Origin of the sequence: Pseudomonas sp. TKO26 (assembly GCF_003225665.1) — a bacterium.
In the GTDB taxonomy this organism is placed as follows: domain Bacteria; phylum Pseudomonadota; class Gammaproteobacteria; order Pseudomonadales; family Pseudomonadaceae; genus Aquipseudomonas; species Aquipseudomonas saponiphila.
On the sequence record NZ_QKLN01000003.1, the window covers coordinates 309940 to 333339 of the forward strand.

General features: G+C 62.5%; 20 protein-coding genes. 6 read left to right on the forward strand and 14 right to left on the reverse strand.

Features of this window, described 5'->3' with window-relative positions; translation table 11 throughout:
* Window positions 1–71 precede the first annotated feature (71 nt).
* Genes ubiB through ubiE form a run of 3 tightly spaced genes read right to left on the reverse strand, consistent with a single transcriptional unit; the run spans window position 72 to window position 3066 of the window.
* Window positions 72–1676 carry a ubiquinone biosynthesis regulatory protein kinase UbiB gene (gene ubiB, locus DNK59_RS06735; protein WP_092318857.1) on the reverse strand — a complete coding sequence of 535 codons (1605 nt, stop codon included), beginning with the start codon at window positions 1674–1676 and terminating at the stop codon, window positions 72–74.
* Window positions 1673–2296 carry an SCP2 domain-containing protein gene (locus DNK59_RS06740; RefSeq protein WP_092318859.1) on the reverse strand — a complete coding sequence of 208 codons (624 nt, stop codon included), beginning with the start codon at window positions 2294–2296 and terminating at the stop codon, window positions 1673–1675. The genes ubiB and DNK59_RS06740 overlap by 4 nt, the downstream gene beginning before the upstream one ends.
* A complete protein-coding gene (gene ubiE / locus DNK59_RS06745; protein WP_011058802.1) occupies window positions 2296–3066 on the reverse strand; it encodes a bifunctional demethylmenaquinone methyltransferase/2-methoxy-6-polyprenyl-1,4-benzoquinol methylase UbiE in 771 nt (256 codons plus the stop codon). Before ubiE ends, DNK59_RS06740 begins: the two co-directional genes overlap by 1 nt.
* Before the next feature lie 155 nt (window positions 3067–3221).
* Here ubiE and DNK59_RS06750 point away from each other — a divergent pair, with 155 nt between their 5' ends.
* The 3 genes from DNK59_RS06750 (at window position 3222) to DNK59_RS06760 (ending at window position 4946) form a co-directional block, all read left to right on the forward strand.
* Window positions 3222–3497, forward strand: coding sequence for a polyhydroxyalkanoic acid system family protein (locus DNK59_RS06750; RefSeq protein ID WP_110722672.1), 276 nt, complete (start codon window positions 3222–3224; stop codon window positions 3495–3497).
* A 200-nt stretch (window positions 3498–3697) separates the two neighbouring features.
* The gene (locus DNK59_RS06755) at window positions 3698–4120 is read left to right on the forward strand and encodes a phasin family protein (protein WP_060837147.1); all 423 of its coding nucleotides are present in this window, start codon (window positions 3698–3700) and stop codon (window positions 4118–4120) included.
* 10 nt (window positions 4121–4130) lie between these two features.
* The gene (locus DNK59_RS06760) at window positions 4131–4946 is read left to right on the forward strand and encodes a phasin family protein (protein WP_110722673.1); all 816 of its coding nucleotides are present in this window, start codon (window positions 4131–4133) and stop codon (window positions 4944–4946) included.
* An 81-nt stretch (window positions 4947–5027) separates the two neighbouring features.
* Here the strand turns inward: DNK59_RS06760 and DNK59_RS06765 are convergent, their stop codons facing one another.
* The 10 genes from DNK59_RS06765 to DNK59_RS06810 all read right to left on the reverse strand — a co-directional run bounded on the left by DNK59_RS06765 (window position 5028) and on the right by DNK59_RS06810 (window position 17890).
* Window positions 5028–5648, reverse strand: a complete 621-nt coding sequence (locus tag DNK59_RS06765) for a TetR/AcrR family transcriptional regulator (protein WP_092318864.1) — start codon at window positions 5646–5648, stop codon at window positions 5028–5030.
* A 63-nt stretch (window positions 5649–5711) separates the two neighbouring features.
* Window positions 5712–7394 carry a class II poly(R)-hydroxyalkanoic acid synthase gene (phaC, locus tag DNK59_RS06770; RefSeq protein ID WP_110722674.1) on the reverse strand — a complete coding sequence of 561 codons (1683 nt, stop codon included), beginning with the start codon at window positions 7392–7394 and terminating at the stop codon, window positions 5712–5714.
* Window positions 7395–7502: 108 nt separating this feature from the next.
* A complete protein-coding gene (gene phaZ, locus DNK59_RS06775) occupies window positions 7503–8363 on the reverse strand; it encodes a poly(3-hydroxyalkanoate) depolymerase (protein WP_092318868.1) in 861 nt (286 codons plus the stop codon).
* 130 nt (window positions 8364–8493) lie between these two features.
* Window positions 8494–10173 (reverse strand): class II poly(R)-hydroxyalkanoic acid synthase, encoded by a 1680-nt coding sequence (phaC, locus tag DNK59_RS06780; RefSeq protein ID WP_092318870.1) that lies wholly within the window; start codon window positions 10171–10173, stop codon window positions 8494–8496.
* Window positions 10174–10431: 258 nt separating this feature from the next.
* A complete protein-coding gene (locus DNK59_RS06785; protein WP_110722675.1) occupies window positions 10432–10809 on the reverse strand; it encodes a gamma-butyrobetaine hydroxylase-like domain-containing protein in 378 nt (125 codons plus the stop codon).
* A 79-nt stretch (window positions 10810–10888) separates the two neighbouring features.
* Complete coding sequence (gene hslU, locus DNK59_RS06790) at window positions 10889–12226, reverse strand: ATP-dependent protease ATPase subunit HslU (protein ID WP_092318874.1); 1338 nt, start codon at window positions 12224–12226, stop codon at window positions 10889–10891.
* 57 nt (window positions 12227–12283) lie between these two features.
* Window positions 12284–12814, reverse strand: a complete 531-nt coding sequence (gene hslV, locus DNK59_RS06795) for an ATP-dependent protease subunit HslV (protein WP_003186641.1) — start codon at window positions 12812–12814, stop codon at window positions 12284–12286.
* A 198-nt stretch (window positions 12815–13012) separates the two neighbouring features.
* Complete coding sequence (locus tag DNK59_RS06800) at window positions 13013–13720, reverse strand: SPOR domain-containing protein (protein WP_092318876.1); 708 nt, start codon at window positions 13718–13720, stop codon at window positions 13013–13015.
* A 1-nt stretch (window position 13721) separates the two neighbouring features.
* Window positions 13722–15458 (reverse strand): arginine--tRNA ligase, encoded by a 1737-nt coding sequence (gene argS, locus DNK59_RS06805; protein WP_092318878.1) that lies wholly within the window; start codon window positions 15456–15458, stop codon window positions 13722–13724.
* Window positions 15459–15670: 212 nt separating this feature from the next.
* Entirely contained in the window at window positions 15671–17890 is a 2220-nt protein-coding gene (locus tag DNK59_RS06810; RefSeq protein ID WP_110722718.1) for a primosomal protein N', read from the reverse strand.
* A gap of 298 nt (window positions 17891–18188) precedes the next feature.
* On the opposite strand from DNK59_RS06810, the gene rpmE reads away from it, so the two are divergent.
* The 3 genes from rpmE (at window position 18189) to DNK59_RS06825 (ending at window position 20687) form a co-directional block, all read left to right on the forward strand.
* Complete coding sequence (rpmE, locus tag DNK59_RS06815; protein ID WP_016962748.1) at window positions 18189–18410, forward strand: 50S ribosomal protein L31; 222 nt, start codon at window positions 18189–18191, stop codon at window positions 18408–18410.
* Window positions 18411–18451: 41 nt separating this feature from the next.
* Window positions 18452–19231 carry a thermonuclease family protein gene (locus tag DNK59_RS06820; RefSeq protein ID WP_110722676.1) on the forward strand — a complete coding sequence of 260 codons (780 nt, stop codon included), beginning with the start codon at window positions 18452–18454 and terminating at the stop codon, window positions 19229–19231.
* Window positions 19232–19418: 187 nt separating this feature from the next.
* Window positions 19419–20687, forward strand: coding sequence for a malic enzyme-like NAD(P)-binding protein (locus tag DNK59_RS06825; RefSeq protein ID WP_092318884.1), 1269 nt, complete (start codon window positions 19419–19421; stop codon window positions 20685–20687).
* A 138-nt stretch (window positions 20688–20825) separates the two neighbouring features.
* Here the strand turns inward: DNK59_RS06825 and DNK59_RS06830 are convergent, their stop codons facing one another.
* Window positions 20826–23258: a penicillin-binding protein 1A gene (locus DNK59_RS06830; protein ID WP_371920257.1), complete on the reverse strand. Its 2433-nt coding sequence runs from the start codon at window positions 23256–23258 to the stop codon at window positions 20826–20828.
* Between the last annotated feature and the right edge of the window lie 142 nt (window positions 23259–23400).

A 23400-nucleotide genomic window follows, 5' to 3' on the forward strand; every position in this document is an offset into this window, starting at 1 on the left:
CGACAACCGGGCACAACCCGCTGGTGGCGCCTCGGCGATTGCGACAGTTTGCCAGCAGGTCGCGCCACTGGCTATCGGCGCACGATCAGATACAGGCCCACTGCGATCATCACGCCGGCAGGCCAGTGCCCCAGTTCCTGCAGTGGGCCGCCGGCGGCCAGAACGGCGCCGCCGCCCAGATGGGCAGTGCCCAGCAAGCGCAGGAACCAGTCGTCCTTGCGTCGCTGCCAGGGCGCCGGAGGGTCGGCGACGTGGGGCTGCGACATGCGCTCCAGCAGGTCACGGGTCATGTTGGCCAGGTGCGGCAGTTGCTCGATCTGGCTGTGGATATTGCCGATCACGGCCTTGGGGCTGACCCGCTCGCGCATCCAGCGTTCCAGGAAGGGTTGCGCGGTATTCCACAGGTCCAGGTCCGGGTACAGCTGGCGGCCCAGGCCTTCGATATTGAGCAGGGTCTTCTGCAGCAGCACCAGTTGTGGCTGCACTTCCATGTTGAAGCGCCGGGCCGTCTGGAACAGGCGCATCAACACCTGGCCGAAGGAAATATCCTTCAGCGGTTTTTCAAAGATCGGCTCGCACACGGTGCGGATCGCCGCCTCGAATTCGTTGAGCTTGGTTTGTGCCGGGACCCAGCCAGAGTCGATGTGCAGTTGGGCCACGCGGCGGTAGTCGCGCTTGAAGAAGGCGAACAGGTTGCGCGCCAGGTAGTCCTGGTCTTCCGGGGTCAGGCTGCCGACGATGCCGCAGTCGATCGCAATGTACTGCGGGCTCCAGGGTTGCACGGTGCTGACGAAGATGTTCCCCGGGTGCATGTCGGCGTGGAAGAAACTGTCGCGGAATACCTGGGTGAAGAAGATCTCCACGCCGCGCTCGGCGAGCATCTTCATATCGGTGCGCTGGTCGGCCAGGGTGGCCAGGTCGGTCACCTGAATGCCGTAGATGCGCTCCATCACCAGCACTTTCGGCCGGCACCAGTCCCAGTAGACCTGGGGCACATACAGCAGCGGCGAGCCTTCGAAGTTGCGCTTGAGCTGGCTGGCGTTGGCCGCCTCGCGCAGCAGGTCAAGCTCGTCGTAGATGGTTTTCTCGTAGTCGCTGACCACGTCCACCGGATGCAGCAGGCGCGCGTCGGCGGAGAGCTTTTCCGCGGCGCGGGCAAGGATGAACAGCCACGCCAGGTCCTGGGCGATGATCGGCTTGAGCCCGGGGCGGATCACCTTGACCACTACTTCTTCGCCGGTCTTGAGCTTGGCGGCGTGAACCTGGGCCACCGAGGCCGAGGCCAGGGGTTCGATGTCGAAGCGGCTGAACACGTCGCTGATCTTCTTGCCCAGTTGCTCCTCGATCAGGGCCACGGACTTTTGCGAGTCGAAGGGTGGCACCCGGTCCTGTAGCAGCATCAGCTCGTCGGCGATGTCTTCCGGCAGCAGGTCGCGGCGGGTGGAAAGGATCTGCCCGAACTTGATGAAGATCGGACCCAGGTCCTGCAGCGCCAGGCGCAGTCGGGCTCCGCGGCTCAGGTCCAGCGACTTGCGCGGGAACCAGCGCCAGGGCAGGGCGAAGCGCAGGGCCAGGAGAAACCAGGGCAGGGGCAGGGCGAACAGCAGGTCATCGAGGCGGTAGCGGATCACGACGCGCTGGATGCGCAACAGACGGCGGACGGCAAGCAGCTTCATGCGTTATCGCTTGGGTCAAGGGAGCGGGAAAGGCGCTCGAAGCGCGCCTCAAGGCGTTCCAGGTCGAGTTTGGCCTGATCCAGTTCGCGAAAGCGCGCTTCGGCTTCGCGCTGACCCACCAGGGTCCGCGATTCTTCGGCAAGGAATTCGGCAAGGTTCTGATTCAGGCTGGCAAAGCCCTGTTGATACCAGCGTGCGCGGCTGCGCACATGGCCACTGAACAGCTGGGTGGCCACCGGCCCCAGCCAGCGCGACAGTTCGTATTCCCAGTCCAGCTCCAGGTCCTGGAGGATGGCCGCCAGGTCCAGCAGCGCGCCGCTGTCGCCTTCCAGCTCCACCTCCGGTGCGTGCAGGACAGCGGTCTTGTCCTTGCTCAGTGCCAGGCGTACCAGGCTCGATGCCGGCGCGCGGAGGGTGCAGTCAGGGTCGGCGGCCCACTGGCTGGCCAGTATCAGGCCTTCATCACTGGGCAGGATAAACAGCTGCAACGCCGGGCTGCGGCAGTCGACGGCGATCACCTTGCCATTGAGGTGCTGCAGGCGCGGCAGGGCCGTGCTGTCCAGGCGCAGCACCCGGTTGATGCCGGTCTCGACGCTGGCGAGCAGGCCGCTGAGCAACATCAGGGCTTGATGCCGCGGTGCAGGGCGACGATGCCTGCGGTCATGTTGTGATAGGTCACGCGGTCGAAACCGGCCTCGACCATCATCGACTTCAGGGTTTCCTGATTGGGGTGCATGCGGATCGATTCGGCCAGGTAGCGGTAGCTTTCCGAGTCGTTGGTGATCAGCTTGCCGGCCAGGGGCATGAAGGCGAACGAATAGGCGTCGTAGACCTTGGACATCAGGGCGTTGGTCGGCTTGGAGAATTCCAGTACCAAGAGGCGGCCGCCGGGCTTGAGCACCCGCAGCATGGAGCGCAGGGCGTCTTCCTTGTGGGTGACGTTGCGCAGACCGAAGGCGATGGTCACGCAGTCGAAATGGTTGTCCGGGAACGGCAGTTTTTCCGCATCGGCCTGGACGAATTCGACGTTGCCGGCCACACCCAGGTCCAGCAGGCGGTCACGGCCGACCTTGAGCATGGATTCGTTGATATCGGCCAGCACCACTTGGCCGGTAGGGCCCACCAGGTGGGAAAAACGCTTGGTCAGATCGCCCGTGCCGCCGGCGATGTCCAGCACGCGATTGCCGGCGCGCACGCCGGAGAGCTCGATGGTGAAGCGTTTCCACAAACGGTGCATGCCGCCCGACAGTACGTCGTTCATCAGGTCGTACTTGGCCGCTACCGAGTGGAACACTTCTGCGACTTTTTCCGCTTTCTGGCTTTCAGGAACGTTCTTGAAGCCGAAGTGCGTGGTGGGTTCGGCATCGCTGCCTTTGCGCTGATCAGTCATATCGCTGTCACCAAAAGAGAATGCGCGACATTCTAATCCCGGTGGCGGCCTTTGTCTTGGCAAGGCTGAATGTAAGATAGCGAACCGCCGGGACGTTTTGACGCACGCAGGGTCAAGATGCTTCAGGCAAGTCCGGAAACAGCAGGAGTCCTTCGATGGCCCGTATTAGTGTTGAACGCGCCCATGGCCTGGGTAAGCAGGTAGCCCGTGAAAAGGCCGACAAACTGGCGCAGAAACTCGCCGATCAGTATGGCCTGGAGCCGAAATGGGCGGGGGATACGCTGAACCTCAAGCGCTCCGGGGTCAAAGGCGCGGTGCATGTGGGTGAGGCGTCGATCCGGATCGATGTGGAGCTGGGGCTGTTGATGTCGGCCATGAGCGGCACCATCAAGTCCGAAATTGAAAAAGCCCTGGACAAGGCCCTGGCCTGACCCCCGATCCCCAGGCGCCGGCTGCAGGCAAATTGCAGGTACTGCAACGGTGCCATGCTCAAGAGCCTCGCCGGCGAACCGGCTCCTACATCAATTGATGACATTCGTTAGGGTGCCGATTCTAATTTTTCTCTTTAGGTTGTGCCTCAGGTCCTCGTTCCGAGGACAGTTCCTCAAACCTTCCGCGCGTGAGGTGCACCATGGCCAAAGTGATTCTGAAGAAAAAAGTTGATGTTCAATCGACTGCTCTGAGCGAAGTCAAATCCTATGCCCGCAAGATCTGGCTGGCTGGCCTGGGTGCCTACGCCAAAGTCGGTCATGAGGGCAGCGAATACTTCCAGGAGTTGATCAAGGCCGGTCAATCCGTTGAAAAGAAAGGCAAAAAAGTTGTCACTGAACAACTTGAAGCGGCCAACAGTCAGATAGACAGCGTTAAAGGGGATGTCAGTACGCTTAAAGGCAAGGTCGAAGTGCAACTGGACAAGGTCGAAAAGGCCTTTGACACGCGCGTCGCCAGTGCCTTGAATCGCATCGGCATTCCGTCTAAACATGACGTTGAGACACTCTCTGCTAAGCTCGATGAGCTGACGGCGTTGCTCGAACGTGTCGCGCGTAAACATTAAGGAGAACGGGATGGCTGGTAAAAAGAATACTGAAAAAGAAGGCAGCTCGTGGATCGGGAAAGTCGAAGAGTACTCCCGTAAAATTTGGCTTGCTGGTTTAGGCGTGTACTCGAAAATCGACTCTGACGGCAGCAAGCTTTTCGAGACATTGGTCAAGGACGGTGAGAAAGCCGAGAAACTGACCAAGAGCGTAGTCGGCAAGAAAGTTGATGCCGCCAAAGACTCCGCAAGTTCGGCCAAGTCGCGCATCAGCGACGTCAAGGACCGCGCCTTGGGCAAGTGGGACGAACTGGAAGGCGCTTTCGACAAGCGTTTGAACAGTGCCATCTCGCGTCTGGGCGTGCCGAGCCGCAATGAGGTGAAAGCGCTGCATGACAAGGTCGATACCCTGACCAAGCAGATTGAAAAACTCACAGGTGCCAAGGTCGCGCCGGTTGCGGCCAAAACCGCCGCTGCCAAGCCTGCGGCTAAACCTGCCGCCAAGCCTCTGGCCAAACCAGCGGCCAAAGCTGCAGCGAAACCCGCCGCGAAAACCGCTGCCGCCAAGCCGGCTGCCAAACCCGCTGCCAAGCCGGTTGCAGCAAAACCTGCGGCCAAGCCCGCCGCCAAGCCAGCGGTGAAAGCCGCCGCCAAACCCGCGGCTAAGCCGGCGGTGGCGAAAAAGCCTGCCGCCAAGAAGCCTGCTGCCAAGCCCGCGGTAGCGGCCAAGCCTGCAGCGACAGCGCCGACGGCTTCGGCCAGTACGGCAAACTCCGCCGCAGCCCCGAGCCCGGCGGTCGCGCCGACTGCTGCGCCAGCTCCAGCGACGCCAAGCAGCCAGTCCTGATTGCATCGGGCACAAAGAACGCCCGGTCTGTAAAGGCCGGGCGTTTTTTATTGGGCCGCATTCGCTACTCGCCAGCTGCGCCTAGCCCTGTTCTTCCAGGTAGCGCAATGCCATTTGTTCGGTGGCCAGCTTCGCCGGCGGCAACAGGTGCGGTGCCACCAGCATCATGATCTGGTAGACCACCAGGCGCACTTCCCCTTCGCGATCAAGAATCCGCTGGTAGTCCAGGGAGAACAACAGGGTCAGGGTGATCTGTTCCACCAGTTGGCCCAGGGCCTGCGTCCCGCTGACCAGCTGTCCCCGAGTCTTGAGTCGGGCCAGCAGCGAGGCCAGGGTTCGCTTGAGGGCGTTGAGCAGGTTACGAATGCCCTTGGCCAGTTTCGGCAAGCGTCCCGCCAGGTTGGACAGATCCTGGAACAGGAAGCGGTAGTGGGCCAGGCGTTCGACAATCAGGTGCAGGAACAGCCAGTAGTCTTCCGGTGCCAGTTGGGCATCGGACGGCGGGTCCAGCAGCGGTGTCAGCTCGTTCTGGAAACGTTCGAACAGGCCGAGCACCAAAGGCTCCTTGCCATGGAAGTGGTAGTAGAGGTTGCCGGGGCTGATGCCCATCTCATTGGCCACCTCCATGGTGGAGACGTTGGGCTCGCCCTTCTGGTTGAACAGTTGCAGGGCACATTCGAGTATCCGGTCGCGGGTCTTCATCCTGACTTCTTGTCGGTCCATTGGGGGCACGACTCCAGCATGGAGTCGTGGAGCAAAGTGTTTTCAGCGCACGCGCACGTAGGTGCCCGGAGCATCCTCCATGGGCGGATAGTTCTGGTTGCCGAGGGTGGTCAGGGTTTCCCGCTGCGCTCCCGAGCGCTCCTGGACCCAGCTCAGCCACTGGCCCCACCAACTGCCGTCGACATGCTTGGCGTCGTAATACCAGGCTCGCGGATCGCTGCTGAGCTTGTGGTTTTCCACGTAGTTGGCCTTGGGGTTGCTCGGGGGATTGAGAATGCTCTGCACATGCCCGCTGTTGGACAGCACGAAGCGCCGTTCTCCGCCCAGCAGCAGGGTCGAGCGATACACCGCATCCCAGGGGGTGATGTGATCGTTGATGCCGGCCACGCTGAAGCTGTCCACCGTGACCTTCTGCAGATCGATCGGGGTGCCGCAGACTTCAAGTCCGCCTTCGTGGCTCAGCGGGTTGTGCTTGAAAAAGTCCAGCAGGTCGCCGTGCAAGGCGGCGGGCAGGCGGGTGCTGTCGTTGTTCCAGTAGAGAATGTCGAAGACCGGCGGCTCCTTGCCCAAGAGGTAGTTGTTGACCCAGTAGTTCCAGATCAGGTCGTTGGGGCGCATCCAGGCAAACACCTTGGCCATGTCGCGGCCATCGAGCACCCCTTGCTGGTAGGAGCGACGCTTGGCCGCTTCCAGGGTTTTTTCATCGGCAAACAGGGTGGCCGGGCTGTCCAGTTGGCTGTCCAGCAGACTCACCAGGTAAGTGGCGCTGGCGACCCGGCGCAGTTGACGCTTGGCCTGCAGGTGACCTTGCAGGGCGGCGATGGTCAGGCCGCCGGCGCAGGCACCTACCAGGTTGACTTCCCGACTGCCGGTGATGGCCCGGGTGACATTCAGTGCCTCTTCGGTAGCCTCTACGTAGCTCGACAGGCCCCACTCGCGATGGCGCACGTCCGGGTTGCGCCAGCTGATCATGAACACCTGCAGGCCGTTCTTCAGGGCGTACTGGACGAAGCTGTTGTGCGGGCTGAGGTCGAAGATGTAGTACTTGTTGATTTGCGGCGGCACGATCAGCAACGGCTTGGCGTACTGTTTCTCGCTCATGGGGCTGTACTGGATCAGTTCCAGCAGCTCATTGCGAAACACCACCGAGCCTGGGGTCACGGCCAGGTTCTTGCCGATCTCGAAGGCGTGCTTGGTCACCTGGCTGGGCAGTCCGTTGTTGTGCAACAGGTCGTCCAGCAGGTTGCCGATGCCGCGCACCACGCTATTGCCGCCGGTGTTGAAGATTTCCTTGAGGGCCAGGGGATTGAGCAGAGTGTTGGAGGGTGACACCGCGTCGTTGAGCAGGGAGAAGGCAAAGTGCGCTCGGGCCCGGTCGTCCTCGCTCATGCCGCTGTCATCGATCCAGTGCCGAACCTGCTTCTGCCAGCTCAGATAGGCCTGCAAGCCTCGCTTGTAAAAGGGGTTGAGGCTCCAGGCCGGGTCGGCGAAGCGGTTGTCCTTGGGGTTGGGTTTATGCAGGGTCTGCCCCAGCAGGACACGTCCCAGCTGACCACCCAGCGCCAGGGTATGGCGGGCACTGTGCAACGGGTTGCGCACACTGTGGGCCGCAATGCTGCGCAGTGTCGAGAGCAGATCCCGGCCGCGCAGACCGGTGATCGCGCTCTGTGCGTTGATGTAGGCCGCAGGGGCCGGAAGCGAACCCTGTGCAGGCTTGTCTTGCATGAGTCAACACTCCTTCGTCAAACCACTAACAAGCAGACCAATCCAAGACAGACAACATAGTCGCTCCTGGCCTTTCTTGCGCGCGACGACCCTGTCGGCAGCGTTGTTTTATTTCATTGGGTGCGATGGCAGTGGATGCGGGTGCATCACGGCGCGCTGTCGCTCTTCCTGGAGGAATTTCATGATGATCGGGGCGACGGCCTCGGCCCGGGTGATCAGGAACAGGTGGCCGTCGTCGATGATGTGCAACTGCGCGTTGGGAATCCGCCAGGCCAGCATGCGCATGTTGATCAGGGGAATCAGTGGGTCATCGTCGCCGGCCAGCACCAGGGTCGGCTGGTGGATCTTGTGCAGCCAGTGGATGCTGGTCCAGCCCAGTCCGGCGAACAGTTGCCAGTAGTAGCCCAGCTTGCCGGCCGAGCGGACCTTGGCGGCGTGTTCGGCGGCCAGGTTCGGATCGCGACGGAAGGCGCCGCCGTAGATCAGCGGCGCGATGCGCATCACATGGGAAGGCTGCACGTAGCGCCGTGGACTGGCCATCATCCACAGCACCTTGGGTTTGCCGGGGACCATGAAGGCGCCGGCGGCAGTGGCCGCCAGTACCAGTTTCTTGCAGCGCTCGGGGTAGTCGTAGGCGAACTGCTGGGCCAGGGCTCCACCCCAGGACACACCCACGGCATTGACCTGGCCGTAGTCCAGGTAATCGAGCATGCGGGCGGTCAGCTTGGCCAGGCCGGGAAAGCGATAGGGCCGGCTTGGGGTTGAGGAACCGCCCACGCCGGGGACATCGAAGGCAATGACTTCCAGGTCAGGGTCCAGGGCCTGGACAAAGGGAAAGACCAGCTCCAGGTTGGCGCCGATACCGTTGAAGATCAGCAGCGGCGTCAAGTGCGGCTTGCCGGGGCGTACCGCCGTGCGGATGGTCTGTCCATCCAGATCAACGGTGCGAAAGATGAAAGAGTGTGGCATGCCTTAGCCCTGTGAATTGAACCATGGGCGACGCCGTCCCGGGCGTCGTCCGGATTTTCCGAGGCCGGGCCTCGTACCAAGAATAGGGCTTGGCGACGCCTCCTGGCGTCGCGTCGTTGAATGCCTTGCCTTAGCGCTCGTGGACGTAGGTCCCCGGTGCGGCCTCGGCGGCGGGGTACTTTTTGTTGCCCAGCGTGCTGGGAGCCGCTTTCAGCTCACCGGAACGCTCCGCCTGCCAGGCTTGCCAGTGCAGCCACCAGGAGTCGGTGTGCTTGATCGAGTTTTCCTGCCATTGATCGGGGCAGGCCGGGATCTCGGTGCTGGTCATGTAGCGCGCCTTGGGATTGCCTGGCGGATTCAGGATGCTCTGGATATGCCCGCTGCTGGACAGCACGAACTCCACGTTGCCGCCAAACAGTTGCGCCGACTTGTAGCAGGACTTCCAAGGGGTGATGTGATCGTTGGTGCCGGCCAGGGAAAAGATATCGGCGGTCACCTGTTTCAGGTCGATGGGCGTGCCGCACACTTCCAGTGCATTGGGGCGTACCAGGGGGTTGTTTTTGAACATTTCGATCAGGTCGCCGTGGAACGCCGCGGGCAGGCGGGTGGTGTCGTTGTTCCAGAACAGGATGTCGAACACCGGTGGTTCGTTGCCCAGCAGGTAGTTGTTGACCCAGTAGTTCCAGATCAGGTCGTTGGGGCGCATCCAGGCAAACACCTTGGCCATGTCGCGACCTTCGAGCACGCCGGCCTGGTAGGAGTGGCGCTTGGCCGCTTCCAGGGTCTGCTCGTCGACGAACAGCGCCACCTGGGTATCCAGGGTGGTGTCGAGAACGCTGACCAGCAGGGTCAGGGCATTGACCTTTTTTTCTCCGAGCGCGGCGTAGTGGCCCAGCAGTGCGGTGCAGGTGATACCGCCGGAGCAGGCCCCGAGCATGTTCACATCCTTGCTGCCGGTGATGGCGGTGACCACGTCGACCGCCTCCTTCAGGGCCTCGATGTAGGTCGACAGGCCCCATTCCCGCTGTGCCTTGGTGGGGTTGCGCCAGCTGACGATGAAGGTCTGCACGTTGTTGCGCAGGCAGAAGCGCGCCAGGCTCTTGTCCGGGCTCAGGTCGAAGACATAGAACTTGTTGATCTGGGGCGGCACCACCAGCAGTGGGCGCTCATGCACCTGTTCGGTGATCGGCCGGTACTGGATCAGCTCCAGCACGTCGTTGCGGAACACCACCGCGCCTTCGCTGGTGCCGAGGTTCTTGCCCACCTCAAAGGCGTCCATGTTGACCTGGCTGGGCATGCCACCGTTCTGCACCAGGTCCTTGGCCAGATGGGACAGGCCGTCCAGCAGGCTCTTGCCGCCAGTTTCGAAGAAGCGCTTGACCGCGGCGGGGTTGGCCATGCTGTTGGTCGGGGCCATGGCCTCGGTCATCAGGTTGATCACGAAGTGGCCGCGGCTGATGTCCTGATCGGACAGGTTGCTGTCGCCGATCCAGTCGTGAAGTTCCTTGCGCCACGCCAGGTAGGTTTGCAGATAGCGTCGGTACAGCGGGTTCTGGCTCCAGGCCGGATCGTTGAAGCGACGGTCGTCGCTCTCCGGTTGCAGGGTCGACTTGCCGAACATCACGTTCTTCAGCTCAAGGCCGAAATGGGCGACATGCTTGACGCTGTGGATGGGTTGTTTGATGGCCTGGGCGAGCACCATTCGAGCAGAGGTAAGCAGATCCTTTCTACGCAAGCCGATGACCGGATTGAGCCCCAGTGTGTTTTCCGAGGCTTGGCGTTTCAGGTCATCGATATTCTTGTTACTCATCTACGACGCTCCATTGTCCTGAGACGAGTACCGGACCTGCTGTGCAGTCACACAGCACGATGCCAGGTACTACTGCTCGGGTGACCGTTGATTGCGTACCGCTGCTTTAAAAGTGCAGAGAACTCTGCAGGGAACTTGCCAGTTCCATTGGTTACCCGAGTTTAATTTTTTTCGCAAGCAGGCCATTCATTGGCCATACAGCCCAGCATTCAAACAGATGAAATTAGAAAATGCCCTCTAAACAGCAGGAGGCTCGGACTAGAGCATCAGCTTGATTATCGACTCATTCGGATCGCGGGATTTTCCGGCCGTTTTGAGCTCTGCCAGATAATCGCTCCACAGCTCGTCCTGACGCTGAGCCAACTGGTACAGGTAGTCCCAGGTGAACAGCCCGCTGTCATGGCCGTCGTCGAAGGTCAATTTCAGTGCGTACTGGCCCGCCGGTTCAACCTTGCTCAGGCCCACGCCAAGCTTGCCGAACTGCAGGATGGGGTTGCCGTGGCCCTGGACCTCGGCGGAGGGAGAGTGCACCCGCAGGAACTCTGCAGGCAGGTGATAGACCTCGTCCGGCCCGTAGGTCAGGGTCAGGGTTTTCGAGGCTTTGTGCAGGTTGATGCCGGTGGGGAGTTTAGTCATGACGGCAGCTTAAAGCTGGCAGCCGCAAGCTACAAGATGACCGCGGTCAACTTGCAGCTTGATGCTTTGAGCTTGTCGCTTAGAGGATGTAACGGGACAGGTCTTCGTTCTGCGCCAATTCGCCCAGGTGGCTGTTGACGTAGGCCGCGTCGATGCGGATCGGCTCTTCGCTGTGGGCGCTGGCCAGGTCGCCGGCGCTGAACGACACCTCTTCCAGCAGGCGCTCGAGCAGGGTGTGCAGGCGACGGGCACCAATGTTCTCGGTCTTCTCGTTGACCTGCCAGGCAATCTCCGCCAGGCGCTTGATGCCTTCGGGCAGGAACTCGATGTTCAGGCCCTCGGTCTTGAGCAGCTCACGGTATTGCTCGGTCAGCGAAGCGTGAGGCTCGCTGAGGATGCGCTCGAAGTCTTCCGGCGATAGCGCCTTGAGTTCGACGCGGATCGGCAGGCGCCCTTGCAGCTCCGGAACCAGGTCGCTGGGCTTGCTCAGGTGGAAGGCACCGGAAGCGATGAACAGGATGTGGTCGGTCTTGACCATGCCCAGCTTGGTGTTGACGGTGCAGCCCTCGATCAGCGGCAGCAGGTCGCGCTGCACGCCTTCGCGGGACACATCGACGCCGCCGGAGTTGCCGCGCTTGGCCACCTTGTCGATTTCGTCGATGAACACGATGCCGTGCTGCTCGACCGCTTCCAGGGCCTTGGCCTTGAGCTCTTCGTCATTGACCAGGCGGCTGGCCTCTTCGTCGCGCACCAGCTTCAACGCTTCCTTGACCTTGAGCTTGCGGCTCTTGCGCTTGCCCTTGCCCATGTTGGCGAACAGGTTTTGCAGCTGGTTGGTCATCTCTTCCATGCCCGGTGGCGCGGAGATGTCGACACCGGTGACTTCCGCCACTTCGATCTCGATTTCCTTGTCGTCCAGCTGGCCTTCGCGCAGGCGCTTGCGGAACAGCTGGCGGGTGTTGGAGTCCTGGGCCGGCGCTTCATCGCTGCTGAAGCCCATGCGCGCCGGCGGCAGCAGGGCGTCGAGGATGCGTTCTTCGGCGGCGTCTTCGGCGCGGTGGCGAACCCGGATCATTTCCTGTTCGCGGAACATCTTGATCGCCGCATCGGCCAGGTCACGAATGATCGATTCGACATCGCGACCCACATAACCGACTTCGGTGAACTTGGTGGCTTCGACCTTGATGAACGGTGCATTGGCCAGCTTGGCCAGGCGGCGAGCGATTTCGGTCTTGCCGACACCGGTGGGGCCGATCATCAGGATGTTCTTGGGCGTCACTTCAACGCGCAGTTCGGCTGGCAGTTGCATCCGGCGCCAGCGGTTGCGCAGGGCGATCGCGACGGCGCGCTTGGCATCGTCCTGGCCGATGATGTGGCGGTTGAGTTCGTGGACGATTTCGCGGGGTGTCATGGACATAGTAATTGGCGGTCCTCAAGCAAGAATGAATGCCGTGGCGCGAGCGCCGCAACAGGCTTATTCCGCGAGATCCTGCTCCTCGATGGTTTGAGTGTGGTTGGTGAATACGCAGATGTCGCCGGCAATGCCCAGGGCCGTCTCGACGATTTCGCGAGCCGACAGGTCGGTCTTTTTCAGCAGGGCGCTGGCCGCTGCCTGGGCGTAGGCGCCACCGGAGCCCATGGCGATCAGGCCATCTTCGGGCTCAACCACATCGCCGTTGCCGGTGATGATCAGGGAGGCGTCCTTGTTGGCGACGGCCAGCATGGCCTCCAGACGGCTGAGGGAGCGGTCGGTGCGCCATTCCTTGGCCAGTTCGACGGCTGCGCGCACCAGGTGACCCTGATGTTTCTCCAGCTGGCCTTCGAAACGTTCGAACAGGGTGAAGGCGTCAGCGGTGGCCCCGGCGAAACCGGCGATGACTTGGCCGTGGTACAGGCGACGGACTTTTTTCGCGTTGCCTTTCATCACGGTGTTGCCGAGAGAAACCTGGCCGTCGCCGCCCATGACGACTTTGCCGTGGCGGCGGACTGAAACGATGGTGGTCAAGGGGAAGTCTCCACACAGCGGGGCGAAAGTGCCCTGATGGAAACTCATATGGGGGTGGCTGGGCGTTTTTCAACCGGAGGTTGTAGCGGGGGACCGACGGTATTTGTTGCAAGCTGCGAGAGCTTCGCGGGCAAGCCCGCTCCTGCGGCGCGTTGTGCAGGAGCGGGCTTGTTCGCGATAGATCGTCTAGCCGTTGGCTTAGCGGCTCTGGCGCTGTTGTAACAGCAGGTTGCTGAAACCGGCGCCAGCCAGTTGCTTCTGGGCCACGGTCAGTTGTTCACGGTTGCTGAACGGCCCGACCAATACCCGGTACCAGGTTTCTTCCTTCACCGTGCCGGATTCCACCGCCACCGACTGGCCCAGCAGGATGATCTGCGCCCGTACCTTGTCGGCATCGGCTTGCTTGCGGAACGAACCGGCCTGGAGGAAGAACTTGGTGACCGGCGCCGCCTTGGCCACCGGTGGCGCCGGTGGTGGGGTGATGCCGGCAAGGGCGGCCTGGGCCCGCGCGGTGTCGATCTTCGCCGCTTCCGCCGGGGTTACCGGGGTGGTCGGCACCGGTGGCACTTGCGGCGTTGGCAGGGTTTTCTCCGGCACCGCTTCCGGCGGCACTATGACCTCCGATTCCGGCAGCAGGGTATAGAAGTCGTACTTCGGCTTCACCGGTTGCTGCGGGCTCGGCGGGGTCTTGTTGGCCTCGGCGATCTTGCTGGCTTTCTGCTGTTCGATCTTTTCGCGCTTGACGCTGTCGCCGCCCTTGCCCGGTTCGAGCTTCATCAGGAACACGATGAAGGCGCCGATGGTCAGGCCGATGGCCAGCCACAGCCAGCCCGGGATCGGCTTCTTGGCCGGGGCCTGGTAGCGGCTGGCGCCACGCTTGGGTGCAGGTTTTTTCTTGGCAGCCAACTTACATTTGCTCCAGGACTTTGAGGCCCAGCAGTTCCAGACCTTGCTTGAGGGTACGGCGAGTCAGCTCGGTGAGGCGCAGGCGGCTGTGCATCTGCGTCGGCGTCTCGGCCGCCAGGATCGGGCAGTTCTCGTAGAAGCTGGAGAACAGGCCGGCCACGTCGTACAGGTAGGTGCAGAGGATGTGCGGCGTGCCCTTGTCGGCGACGTTGTTGAGGATCTCGCCGAACTGCGCCAGCTTGGCCGCCAGCTCCAGTTCCTGGGGCGCGTGCAGTTCGATCTGGCCGCCGACTTCGCTGAAATCCTTGCCCAGCTTACGGAACACACCGGCGGCGCGGGTGTAGGCGTACAGCAGGTACGGCGCGGTGTTGCCTTCGAAGTTGAGCATCAGGTCGAAGTTGAAGCTGTAGTCGCTGGTGCGGTGCTTGGACAGGTCGGCGTATTTCACCGAATCGATGCCCACCACCTTGGCAATGCTGCGCAGATCGGCTTCCGGCAGTTGCGGGTTTTTCTCCTTGACCAGGGCGTAGGCGCGTTCTTCGGCTTCGGTCAGCAGGTCGATGAGCTTCACGGTGCCGCCGTCGCGGGTCTTGAACGGACGGCCGTCAGCGCCGTTCATGGTGCCGAAGCCCATGTGTTCCATCTCCATCGGATGGGTCACGAAGCCGGCCTTGCGAGCCACGGCGAACACTTGCTGGAAGTGCAGGGCCTGGCGCTGATCGACGAAGTACAGGGCGCGATCGGCCTTGAGCGTGCCGCTGCGGTAGCGCACGGCGGCCAGGTCGGTGGTGGCGTACAGGTAGCCGCCGTCGGCCTTGACGATGATCACCGGCAACGGCTCGCCTTCGGCATTCTTGAACTCGTCGAGGAACACGCACTGGGCGCCGTTGCTTTCGACCAGCATGCCCTGGGCCTTGAGGTCGTTGACCACGTTGATCAGGTCATCGTTATAGGCGCTCTCGCCCATGACGTCGGCCATGGTCAGCTTGACGTTGAGCAGCTCGTAGATCTTCTGGCAGTGGGACAGCGAGATGTCCTTGAACTTGGTCCACAGCTCCAGGCAGTCCGGGTCGCCGGCTTGCAGCTTGACCACCAGGCCACGGGCACGGTCGGCAAAGGCTTCGGATTCGTCGAAGCGCTGCTTGGCGGCGCGGTAGAAGTTCTCTAGGTCCGACAGCTCGTCGCTGGTGATCGGGTTCTCTTCCAGGTAGGCCATCAGCATGCCGAACTGGGTGCCCCAGTCGCCGACGTGGTTCTGGCGAATCACCGTGTCGCCGAGGAACTCCAGGACCCGTGCCACGCCGTCACCGATGATGGTGGAGCGCAGGTGGCCAACGTGCATTTCCTTGGCCAGGTTCGGTGCCGACATGTCGATCACGGTGCGCTGCACCGGGCCGGCCTTGCGCACGCCCAGGTGCTCGTCGCCGAGGGCAGCGTCCAGGCGCGCGGCCAGGGCCTGGGTGTTCTGGAAGAAGTTGATGAAGCCCGGGCCGGCGATTTCCGCCTTGCTCAGGTCCTCATGGGCCGGTAGCGCGGCGATGATCTTTTCCGCCAGGTCACGCGGCTTCATGCCGGCGGGCTTGGCCAGCATCATGGCGATATTGCTGGCGAAGTCGCCGTGGGTCTTGTCGCGGGTGTTTTCGACCTGGATCGCCGGCGTCAGGCCTTCTGGCAACACACCTTCGGTGACGAGTTGGGTGATGGCTTGCTGGATGAGCTGGCGAATGGTGTCTTTCATGGTCTTCTCGTTCGACCGCTGGCGCGGCGGCGCGTTGGTGCGCGGGTGGAAAAACTGGGCATTATCCGTTGCTGGAACGGCCTTGCCAACTATAGAGGGCTGCTGGTGGATCGGTGGTGGCTATTCGGTCCTGTTCGCGGGCGAGCCCGCTCCTACGGGTTTGATGCCGCCCCATTGTAGGAGCGGGCTAGCCCGCGAAAACGCGATATCGATCAATACAAATCCACCGGGTCCACGTCCAGCGACCAGCGCACCTGGCGTCCGCTGGGCATCTGCTCCAGCACCAGCAGCCAACTGCTCAGCAGCCGATGCAGCGGTGCCCGGGCATTGGCTTGCAGCAGCAACTGCGCACGATAACGCCCGGCGCGCCGTTCCATCGGTGCCGGAACCGGCCCCAGCAGCTCGATGCCCCCCAGGTTCTGTTCCGCCAGTAGGCGCTCGGCCTCGCTGCAGGCTTCATCGAGAAAACCTTCGGCCTGCCCCGGCTTGTGCGCCTCGGCTCGCAGCAGCGCCAGATGGGCGAAGGGTGGCAGGCCGGCGGCGCGACGCTCGCTCAGGGCCTGTTCGGCAAAGGCGAAGTAGCCCTGTTCGGTCAGTTGCACCAGCAGCGGGTGGTCGGCGAGGTGGGTCTGGATGATCACCTTGCCGGGCTCTTCGGCACGCCCGGCGCGCCCGGCGACCTGGACGATCAGTTGCGCCATGCGCTCGCTGGCGCGGAAGTCTCCGGAAAACAGGCCGCCGTCGGCATCGAGGATCGACACCAGGGTGACCCGGGGGAAGTGGTGCCCCTTGGCCAGCATCTGGGTGCCCACCAGGATGCACGGATGACCTTTCTGAATGGTGGCGAACAGCTGGTTCATCGCGTCCTTGCGCGAGGTGCTGTCGCGGTCCACCCGCAATACCGGGTAGTCGGGAAACAGAATGCCCAGGCGTTCTTCCGCGCGCTCGGTGCCGGCGCCCACGGGACGCAGGTCGACCTTGCCGCATTGCGGGCAGTGCCGGGGCACCCGCTCCACATGGCCGCAATGGTGGCAGCGCAGTTCGCCGGAGCGCTGGTGCACCGTCATGCGAGCGTCGCAGCGCTGGCATTCGGACATCCAGCCGCAGTCGTGGCAGAGCAGGGTCGGGGCGAAGCCGCGGCGGTTGAGGAATACCAGGACTTGCTGGTCGGCGGCCAGGGTCTGGCCGATGGCTTGCTGCATGGGGCCGGAAATGCCGCTGTCCAGAGGGCGGCTCTTCACATCCAGGCGCAGGAAGCGCGGTTGCTTGGCGCCGCCGGCCCGCTCGTTCAGGCGCAGCAGGCCATAGCGGCCGGTGTAGGCGTTGTGCAGGCTTTCCAGGGATGGCGTGGCCGAGCCCAGGACGATGGGGATGTTTTCCTGGCGGGCGCGCACCAGGGCCAGGTCCCGGGCGTGGTAGCGCAGGCCTTCCTGTTGCTTGTACGAGCCGTCGTGCTCCTCATCGATAATGATCAGTCCGGGATTCTTCATCGGTGTGAACAGCGCCGAGCGGGTGCCGATGATGATATCGGCCTCGCCATCCCGGGCGGCGAGCCAGGCATCCAGGCGTTCGCGGTCGTTGACCGCCGAGTGCAGCAGGGCGATGCGGGCGTTGAAGCGTTGTTCGAAGCGCGCCAGGGTTTGCGGCCCCAGGTTGATCTCCGGGATCAGCACCAGGGCCTGTTTGCCGGCTTCGAGGGTTTCGCGGATCAACTGCAGGTAGACCTCGGTCTTGCCGCTGCCGGTGACCCCGGCCAGAAGAAAGGCGTGGTAGCTGTCGAACCCGGCGCGGATCGCTTCATAGGCGGCGCGTTGCTCGCTGTTGAGCGGCAGTTCGGGCTGTGCCAGCCAATGTTCATGGCGCACGCCTGGAGCGTGCTTGCGCACTTCTACCTGCACCAGATCCTTGGCCAGCAACAGGTCCAGGCTGTCCTTGCTCAGCATCAGCTTGCTCAGCAGGGCGTGGGGCACGCCATGGGGGTGTTGGGCCAGGGTGGCCAGCGCTTCGCGCTGACGCGGGGCGCGGGCGATGCGCGGGTCATCAAGGCGGGCGCCTGGGGCTATCGACCAGAAGCGTTCCTGACGGGCCTCGGCCAGCTCGCCCTGGCGCAGCAGCACCGGCAAGGCCCAGCTCAGGGTGTCGCCGAGGCTGTGCTGGTAGTACTGGGCGGTCCACAGGCACAGCTTGAACAGGGCCGGGGGCAGTGGTGGCGTGGGGTCCAGCAGGGCCAGGGCCGGCTTGAGCTTGTCGGCCGGAACTTCACTGTGATCCGCCACTTCCACTAGGATGCCGATCATTTCCCGGCGGCCGAAGGGCACTCGCAAGCGCATCCCCGGATGCAGCTGGGCGCGCAGCACACCGGCTGGGGCACGGTAGTCGAAGAGGCGGCGCAGAGGCGAAGGCAGGGCGAGGCGCAAGATGGCGTCGGGCACGCGGGACAATCTCGATGAGCAGACGGTAAATAGGCTCCGGAGCCTAACAGACGAGCCGTGGGGTGTCCTGTATAAGCGTGCACGCGTCCTGGTCTGTGGAGGTTTTCCCGCGGCCGAGGTGGCGCCGCAGTTGGGTGCGTGGCAAAGCCGGGGCTGTCAAGGTTTCGCCGGCTTTTTCTGATGGGGGGTACTCAGGATCTCTTGCGCGTTTGACGCGGTCTGGTAGAATCCGCGCCCTAATTCGTGCGGTATTCAACAATAGTGTTGGGTGGCGGCACGCTAGCCTGAGGAATACACCATGAAAGCCGATATCCATCCAGTATACGAAGCCGTTACCGCTACCTGCAGCTGCGGTAACGTCATCGAAACTCGCTCCACCCTGGCCAAGCCTCTGAGCCTGGACGTGTGCAACGAGTGCCACCCGTTCTACACCGGTAAGCAAAAGACTCTGGACGTTGGCGGTCGTGTCGACAAGTTCAAGTCGCGCTTCGGTGCTTTCGGCGCAACGAAAAAGGCCTGAGGCTGATCGTTCTGGAAAGCCGATACCGACTTTCCTCGCTGATGAAAAAGGCGTCCCATGTGGGCGCCTTTTTTGTGTCTGCGATTTGGCTGACCGCCGCCCAGGCGTTTTGCCCGGCCCCCGAGGGGCTGATTCCTGCAACGGTCCAGCGGGTGGTGGATGGCGATACCTTGCGTCTCAAGGATGGTCGCAGCGTGCGGATGATCGGCCTCAATGCGCCGGAGCTGGCCAGTCGGGGGCGCCCGGCCGAGCCTTTCGCGGTGGCGGCGCGGCAACGTTTGCAGCGCCTGGTGGCGCAGAGCGGTGGTCGGGTCGGCTTGCTGCCCGGGCGTGAGCGGCACGATCGCCACGGTCGGACGCTGGCCCATGTCTATGACGGCAGCGGGGCCAATCTCGAAGCCCGGTTGATTGCCGAAGGGCTTGCCTATCAGATCGCCATCGTGCCGAACGTCGCCCTGGTCGCGTGTCAGCAAGCTGCGGAAAACCACGCGCGTCGAGCGGGGCTGGGGCTCTGGCGACGCTCAGCTGTACTGAAAGCGGAGCAGATCCGCCGTTCGGGCTTTGTCGTGCTCGAGGGGCGTGTGAGCAAGGTAGAACGCAATCGTGGCGGGGTTTGGATCACATTGCGCGGTGCAGTTGTATTGCGTATTGCACCCAATGTTCTGGGGCGTTTCGATCGTCAGTGGCTCAAGGGGCTTGTCGGGCGGCGGATCGAGGCTCGGGGCTGGGTACGGGTACGTTCGCGTTCCGGCGGTTTCAGGTCGAGCGGGGCAGGCTGGATGTTGTCGCTGACCGACGTTTCCATGGTCAGACTTCTCTGATAAAGAAAAATTGTAGACATTTTTTAATTGGATTGTGAACAGTTGAAAGCCTTGTACCCCGTGGCTCTTGGCCCAAAGTCGTACGCTACGGGCCTTGACAGGGGTGACTGGGCAGTCTTGTAGGGACTATGCGACACGCGTATCCTCGGCGGTCCGTCTGTCCAACAGTAAAAAGCGGAATGCCCACATGTCTGATTTGAAAACTGCCGCTCTCGAATATCATGCCAATCCTCGTCCAGGAAAGCTGAGTGTCGAGCTCACCAAGGCCACTGCTACCGCTCGTGATCTGGCGCTGGCCTACAGCCCCGGCGTAGCCGAGCCGGTACGCGAAATCGCTCGCGATCCGGAACTGGCCTACAAGTACACCGGCAAAGGCAACCTGGTTGCCGTCATTTCCGATGGCACCGCGATTCTCGGCCTGGGCAACCTCGGCCCACTGGCCTCCAAGCCGGTGATGGAAGGCAAGGGCGTGCTGTTCAAGCGTTTCGCCGGTATCGATGTATTCGATATCGAAGTCGACTCCGAGAGTCCGCAGGCTTTCATCGACACCGTCAAGCGCATCTCCATCACCTTCGGTGGCATCAACCTGGAAGACATCAAGGCGCCAGAGTGCTTTGAGATCGAACGCGCTCTGATCGAGCAGTGCGACATCCCGGTGTTCCACGATGACCAGCACGGCACCGCGATCGTGACCGCCGCCGGCATGATCAACGCCCTGGAAATCGCTGGCAAAACCCTGGCCGATGCCAAGATCGTCTGCCTGGGCGCCGGTGCGGCCGCCATCTCCTGCATGAAGCTGCTGGTGAGCATGGGCGCGCAGATCGAGAACATCTTCATGGTTGACCGTACCGGCGTTATCCACGCTGGCCGTGACGACCTGAACCAGTACAAGGCGGTCTTCGCCCACACCACCGACAAGCGCACCCTGGCCGACGCACTGCAAGGCGCCGACGTGTTCGTTGGCCTGTCCGGTCCGAACCTGCTGAGCGCTGAAGGCCTGAAGTCGATGGCGCCGAACCCGATCGTGTTCGCCTGCTCGAACCCGGATCCGGAAATCGCTCCAGAGCTGGCTCACGCCACCCGTGACGACGTGATCATGGCCACCGGTCGTTCGGACTACCCGAACCAGGTGAACAACGTGCTCGGCTTCCCGTTCATCTTCCGTGGCGCCCTGGACGTTCGCGCCAAGCGCATCAACGAAGAAATGAAGATCGCCGCGGCCAACGCCCTGCGCGAGCTGGCCAAGCTGCCAGTACCGCAGGAAGTGTGCGACGCCTACGGTGGCATCAAGCTGGAATTCGGTCGTGAGTACATCATTCCGAAGCCAATGGATGCCCGCCTGATCACCGTGATCTCCGATGCCGTGGCCAAGGCCGCTATCGAGACTGGCGTGGCGACCCTGCCGTATCCGAAGAACTACCCGCTCAAAAACGTGGATGATGTGTTCAACGGCTAACAGCCGCCCATAAAAAAACCCGGCCATCGAGCCGGGTTTTTTTATGGGCAAGCAATCAGCGGCTAGCTCCAAGTTTCCAGCTGCAAGAGCAGGGCGCGCTCTTGCTTGCCGCTGATCACTTGCAGCTTGCCGCTGCCCTTAGAAGAGGTCGATCGGCGCCGCTTCGTCCGCCGGCAGCGGGCTGCCCGGTGCGACGCCATTGCCCAGCTCGTTGACCGAGGGTGGGGTGTCTTCGCTCTTGAACAGCTCGAAGTAGGCATTCGGCGTGCCCGGAGTGGCGGCGCGGCCGCTGACCGGGTCGACCCGCAGGCTGAGGATGCCCTCCGGTTCGGCCTGTGTGTGCGCAGGCTTGCCCTTGAGCGCGGCGCCCATGAAGTTCATCCAGATCGGCAGGGCCACAGTGCCGCCGTATTCGCGACGTCCGAGGCTTTCCGGCTGGTCGAAACCGGTCCAGACCGTGGTCACGTAGTCGGCGTTGTAGCCGGAGAACCAGGCGTCCTTGGACTCGTTGGTGGTACCGGTCTTGCCGGCCAGGTCCGAGCGGCCCAGGGCCAGGGCTCGGCGGCCGGTGCCCAGCTTGATCACGTCCTCGAGCATGCTGTTGAGGATGTAGGTGGTGCGTCCGTCAATGATCCGTTCGGCGACGGCAGGCGTCTGTACCGGAGCCTGGACCGGGCTTTCGCCGGCCACGGTGTTGACCGTGAAGTTGTGCTCTGGCGCCGCGATGCCGCTGCTGGCCGTGTTCCCGCTGGGGACGCTGGGCGGGTTGGCGCTGAACAGCAGCTCGCCGTTGCGGCTTTCGATCTTGTCGATGATGTACGGGGTGATCTTGTAGCCGCCGTTGGCAAAGGTACTCCAGCCGGTGGCGATCTCCATGGGGGTCAGGGTCGCAGTGCCCAGGGCCAGGGACAGGTTGCGCGGCAGGTCCTGCTTGTTGAAGCCGAACTTGCTGATGTAGTCGATGGTGTGGTCCACGCCCATGCTTTGCAGCAGGCGGATCGATACCAGGTTGCGCGATTTGTACAGCGCTTCGCGCATGCGAATCGGGCCGAGGAAGGTATTGGTGTCGTTCTTCGGCCGCCAGACCTTGTCCAGGTATTCGTCGACGAACACGATCGGCGCGTCATTGACCAGGCTGGCCGCGGTGTAGCCATTGTCCAGGGCTGCGCTATAGACGAACGGCTTGAAGCTCGAGCCGGGCTGGCGTTTGGCTTGCATTGCGCGGTTGTAGTTGCTCTGTTCGAAGGCAAAACCACCGACCAGGGCGCGGATCGCACCGTTTTGCGGGTCCAGGGTCACCAGGGCGCCCTGGGCGACCGGAACCTGGCTGAACTTCAGGGAATTGTCCGCCTGGCGCTGCACGCGTATCAGGTCGCCGACCTGGGCCACGTCCGCCGGCTGGCGAGGAGCTGCGCCCATGCTATTGGTGTTGAGGAACGGCCGGGCCCACTTCATGCTCTCCCAGGCCACATGTTCCTCGCCGTTGCGGGTCAGCACCTGGATGCCGTTCTTCTCGACCTGAGTGACGATCGCCGGTTCCAGGCTGCTGATGGTCCGCTGCTTGGTCAGCTCTGTGGCCCAGGCGGCATGGGTCTTGCCGGGCAGGCGCGACTCGGGACCACGGTAGCCGTGGCGCTGGTCGTAGGTCATCAAGCCTTCCTGGACCGCGGTATTGGCCATTTCCTGCAGGTCACTGGGCACCGTGGTGGTGACGCGGAAACCTTCGGTGTAAGCGTCGCTGCCATAACGGCCGACCATCTCGGCGCGTGCCATCTCGGCGATGTAAGGCGCGTTCACCTCCGGCGTCGGCACGTGGTAGCTGGCGTTCAGCGGTTCGTTGATGGCTTCGGTGTAGGCCGCTTCGGTGATTTTGCCCAGCTTGTACATGCGGCCGAGGATCCAGTCGCGGCGCTCCTTGCTGCGCGCCGGATTGGCCAGCGGGTTGAAACGCGAAGGGGCTTTGGGCAGGCCGGCGATCATCGCCATCTGTGCCAGGCTCACGTCACGAATGGACTTGCCGTAGTACACCTGGGCTGCCGCCTCGATCCCGTAGGCGCGGTTGCCCAGGTAGATCTTGTTGACGTACAGCTCGAGGATCTCGTCTTTGGTCAACTGCCGCTCGATCTGCAGGGCCAGGAGAATCTCGGTGGTCTTGCGCGAAAAGCTGCGCTCGCTGCTGAGGAAGAAGTTCTTCGCCACCTGCATGGTGATGGTGCTGCCGCCGGACTGGATGTGTCCGCTCTTGACCAATTGGGTCGCGGCGCGCATCAGGCTGCTGGGGTCAACCCCGTAATGGTTAGCGAAGTTGTCGTCTTCAGCACTTAGTAACGCATTGATGAAGTTGGGGGGGATTTCGGCGAAACGTATGGGTGTGCGGCGCATTTCGCCAAATTCTGCGATCAACTTGCCGTCGCTGCTGTACACCCGCAGAGGAATCTGCAACTGGATGCTTCTCAGGGCCTCAACCGATGGAAGGCCGGGACTAAGATAGAGAAACGCACCGGAGAGGGCGAGAAGCAGCCCGCAGAACACAGCGACGATGGACCACCCGAAAAACTTCAGCAGACGAATCAAGGCTTTTGGATTTCCAGAGAAAGGAATGAATTAGGCGTCAGGGCATTCAAGGTAATCAGGGACCGACCCACGCAGCAGGCAAAGCGGGAAAAAACGCTGGGCATTATAAGCATTTTCCGCCGAGAGCGTCATTTGCCCG

What these genes read in the sequence shown, in the direction of transcription:
- DNK59_RS06785 (WP_110722675.1), bottom strand. Translation starts at nt 10,809, where the DNA reads ATGACTAAACTCCCCACCGGCATCAACCTGCACAAAGCCTCGAAAACC.
- DNK59_RS06825 (WP_092318884.1), top strand. Translation starts at nt 19,419, where the DNA reads ATGTCTGATTTGAAAACTGCCGCTCTCGAATATCATGCCAATCCTCGT.
- argS (WP_092318878.1), bottom strand. Translation starts at nt 15,458, where the DNA reads ATGAAAGACACCATTCGCCAGCTCATCCAGCAAGCCATCACCCAACTC.
- DNK59_RS06740 (WP_092318859.1), bottom strand. Translation starts at nt 2,296, where the DNA reads ATGTTGCTCAGCGGCCTGCTCGCCAGCGTCGAGACCGGCATCAACCGG.
- phaC (WP_110722674.1), bottom strand. Translation starts at nt 7,394, where the DNA reads ATGCAAGACAAGCCTGCACAGGGTTCGCTTCCGGCCCCTGCGGCCTAC.
- rpmE (WP_016962748.1), top strand. Translation starts at nt 18,189, where the DNA reads ATGAAAGCCGATATCCATCCAGTATACGAAGCCGTTACCGCTACCTGC.
- hslU (WP_092318874.1), bottom strand. Translation starts at nt 12,226, where the DNA reads ATGTCCATGACACCCCGCGAAATCGTCCACGAACTCAACCGCCACATC.
- phaZ (WP_092318868.1), bottom strand. Translation starts at nt 8,363, where the DNA reads ATGCCACACTCTTTCATCTTTCGCACCGTTGATCTGGATGGACAGACC.
- DNK59_RS06760 (WP_110722673.1), top strand. Translation starts at nt 4,131, where the DNA reads ATGGCTGGTAAAAAGAATACTGAAAAAGAAGGCAGCTCGTGGATCGGG.
- DNK59_RS06765 (WP_092318864.1), bottom strand. Translation starts at nt 5,648, where the DNA reads ATGAAGACCCGCGACCGGATACTCGAATGTGCCCTGCAACTGTTCAAC.
- ubiE (WP_011058802.1), bottom strand. Translation starts at nt 3,066, where the DNA reads ATGACTGATCAGCGCAAAGGCAGCGATGCCGAACCCACCACGCACTTC.
- DNK59_RS06820 (WP_110722676.1), top strand. Translation starts at nt 18,452, where the DNA reads ATGAAAAAGGCGTCCCATGTGGGCGCCTTTTTTGTGTCTGCGATTTGG.
- DNK59_RS06750 (WP_110722672.1), top strand. Translation starts at nt 3,222, where the DNA reads ATGGCCCGTATTAGTGTTGAACGCGCCCATGGCCTGGGTAAGCAGGTA.
- DNK59_RS06755 (WP_060837147.1), top strand. Translation starts at nt 3,698, where the DNA reads ATGGCCAAAGTGATTCTGAAGAAAAAAGTTGATGTTCAATCGACTGCT.
- ubiB (WP_092318857.1), bottom strand. Translation starts at nt 1,676, where the DNA reads ATGAAGCTGCTTGCCGTCCGCCGTCTGTTGCGCATCCAGCGCGTCGTG.
- phaC (WP_092318870.1), bottom strand. Translation starts at nt 10,173, where the DNA reads ATGAGTAACAAGAATATCGATGACCTGAAACGCCAAGCCTCGGAAAAC.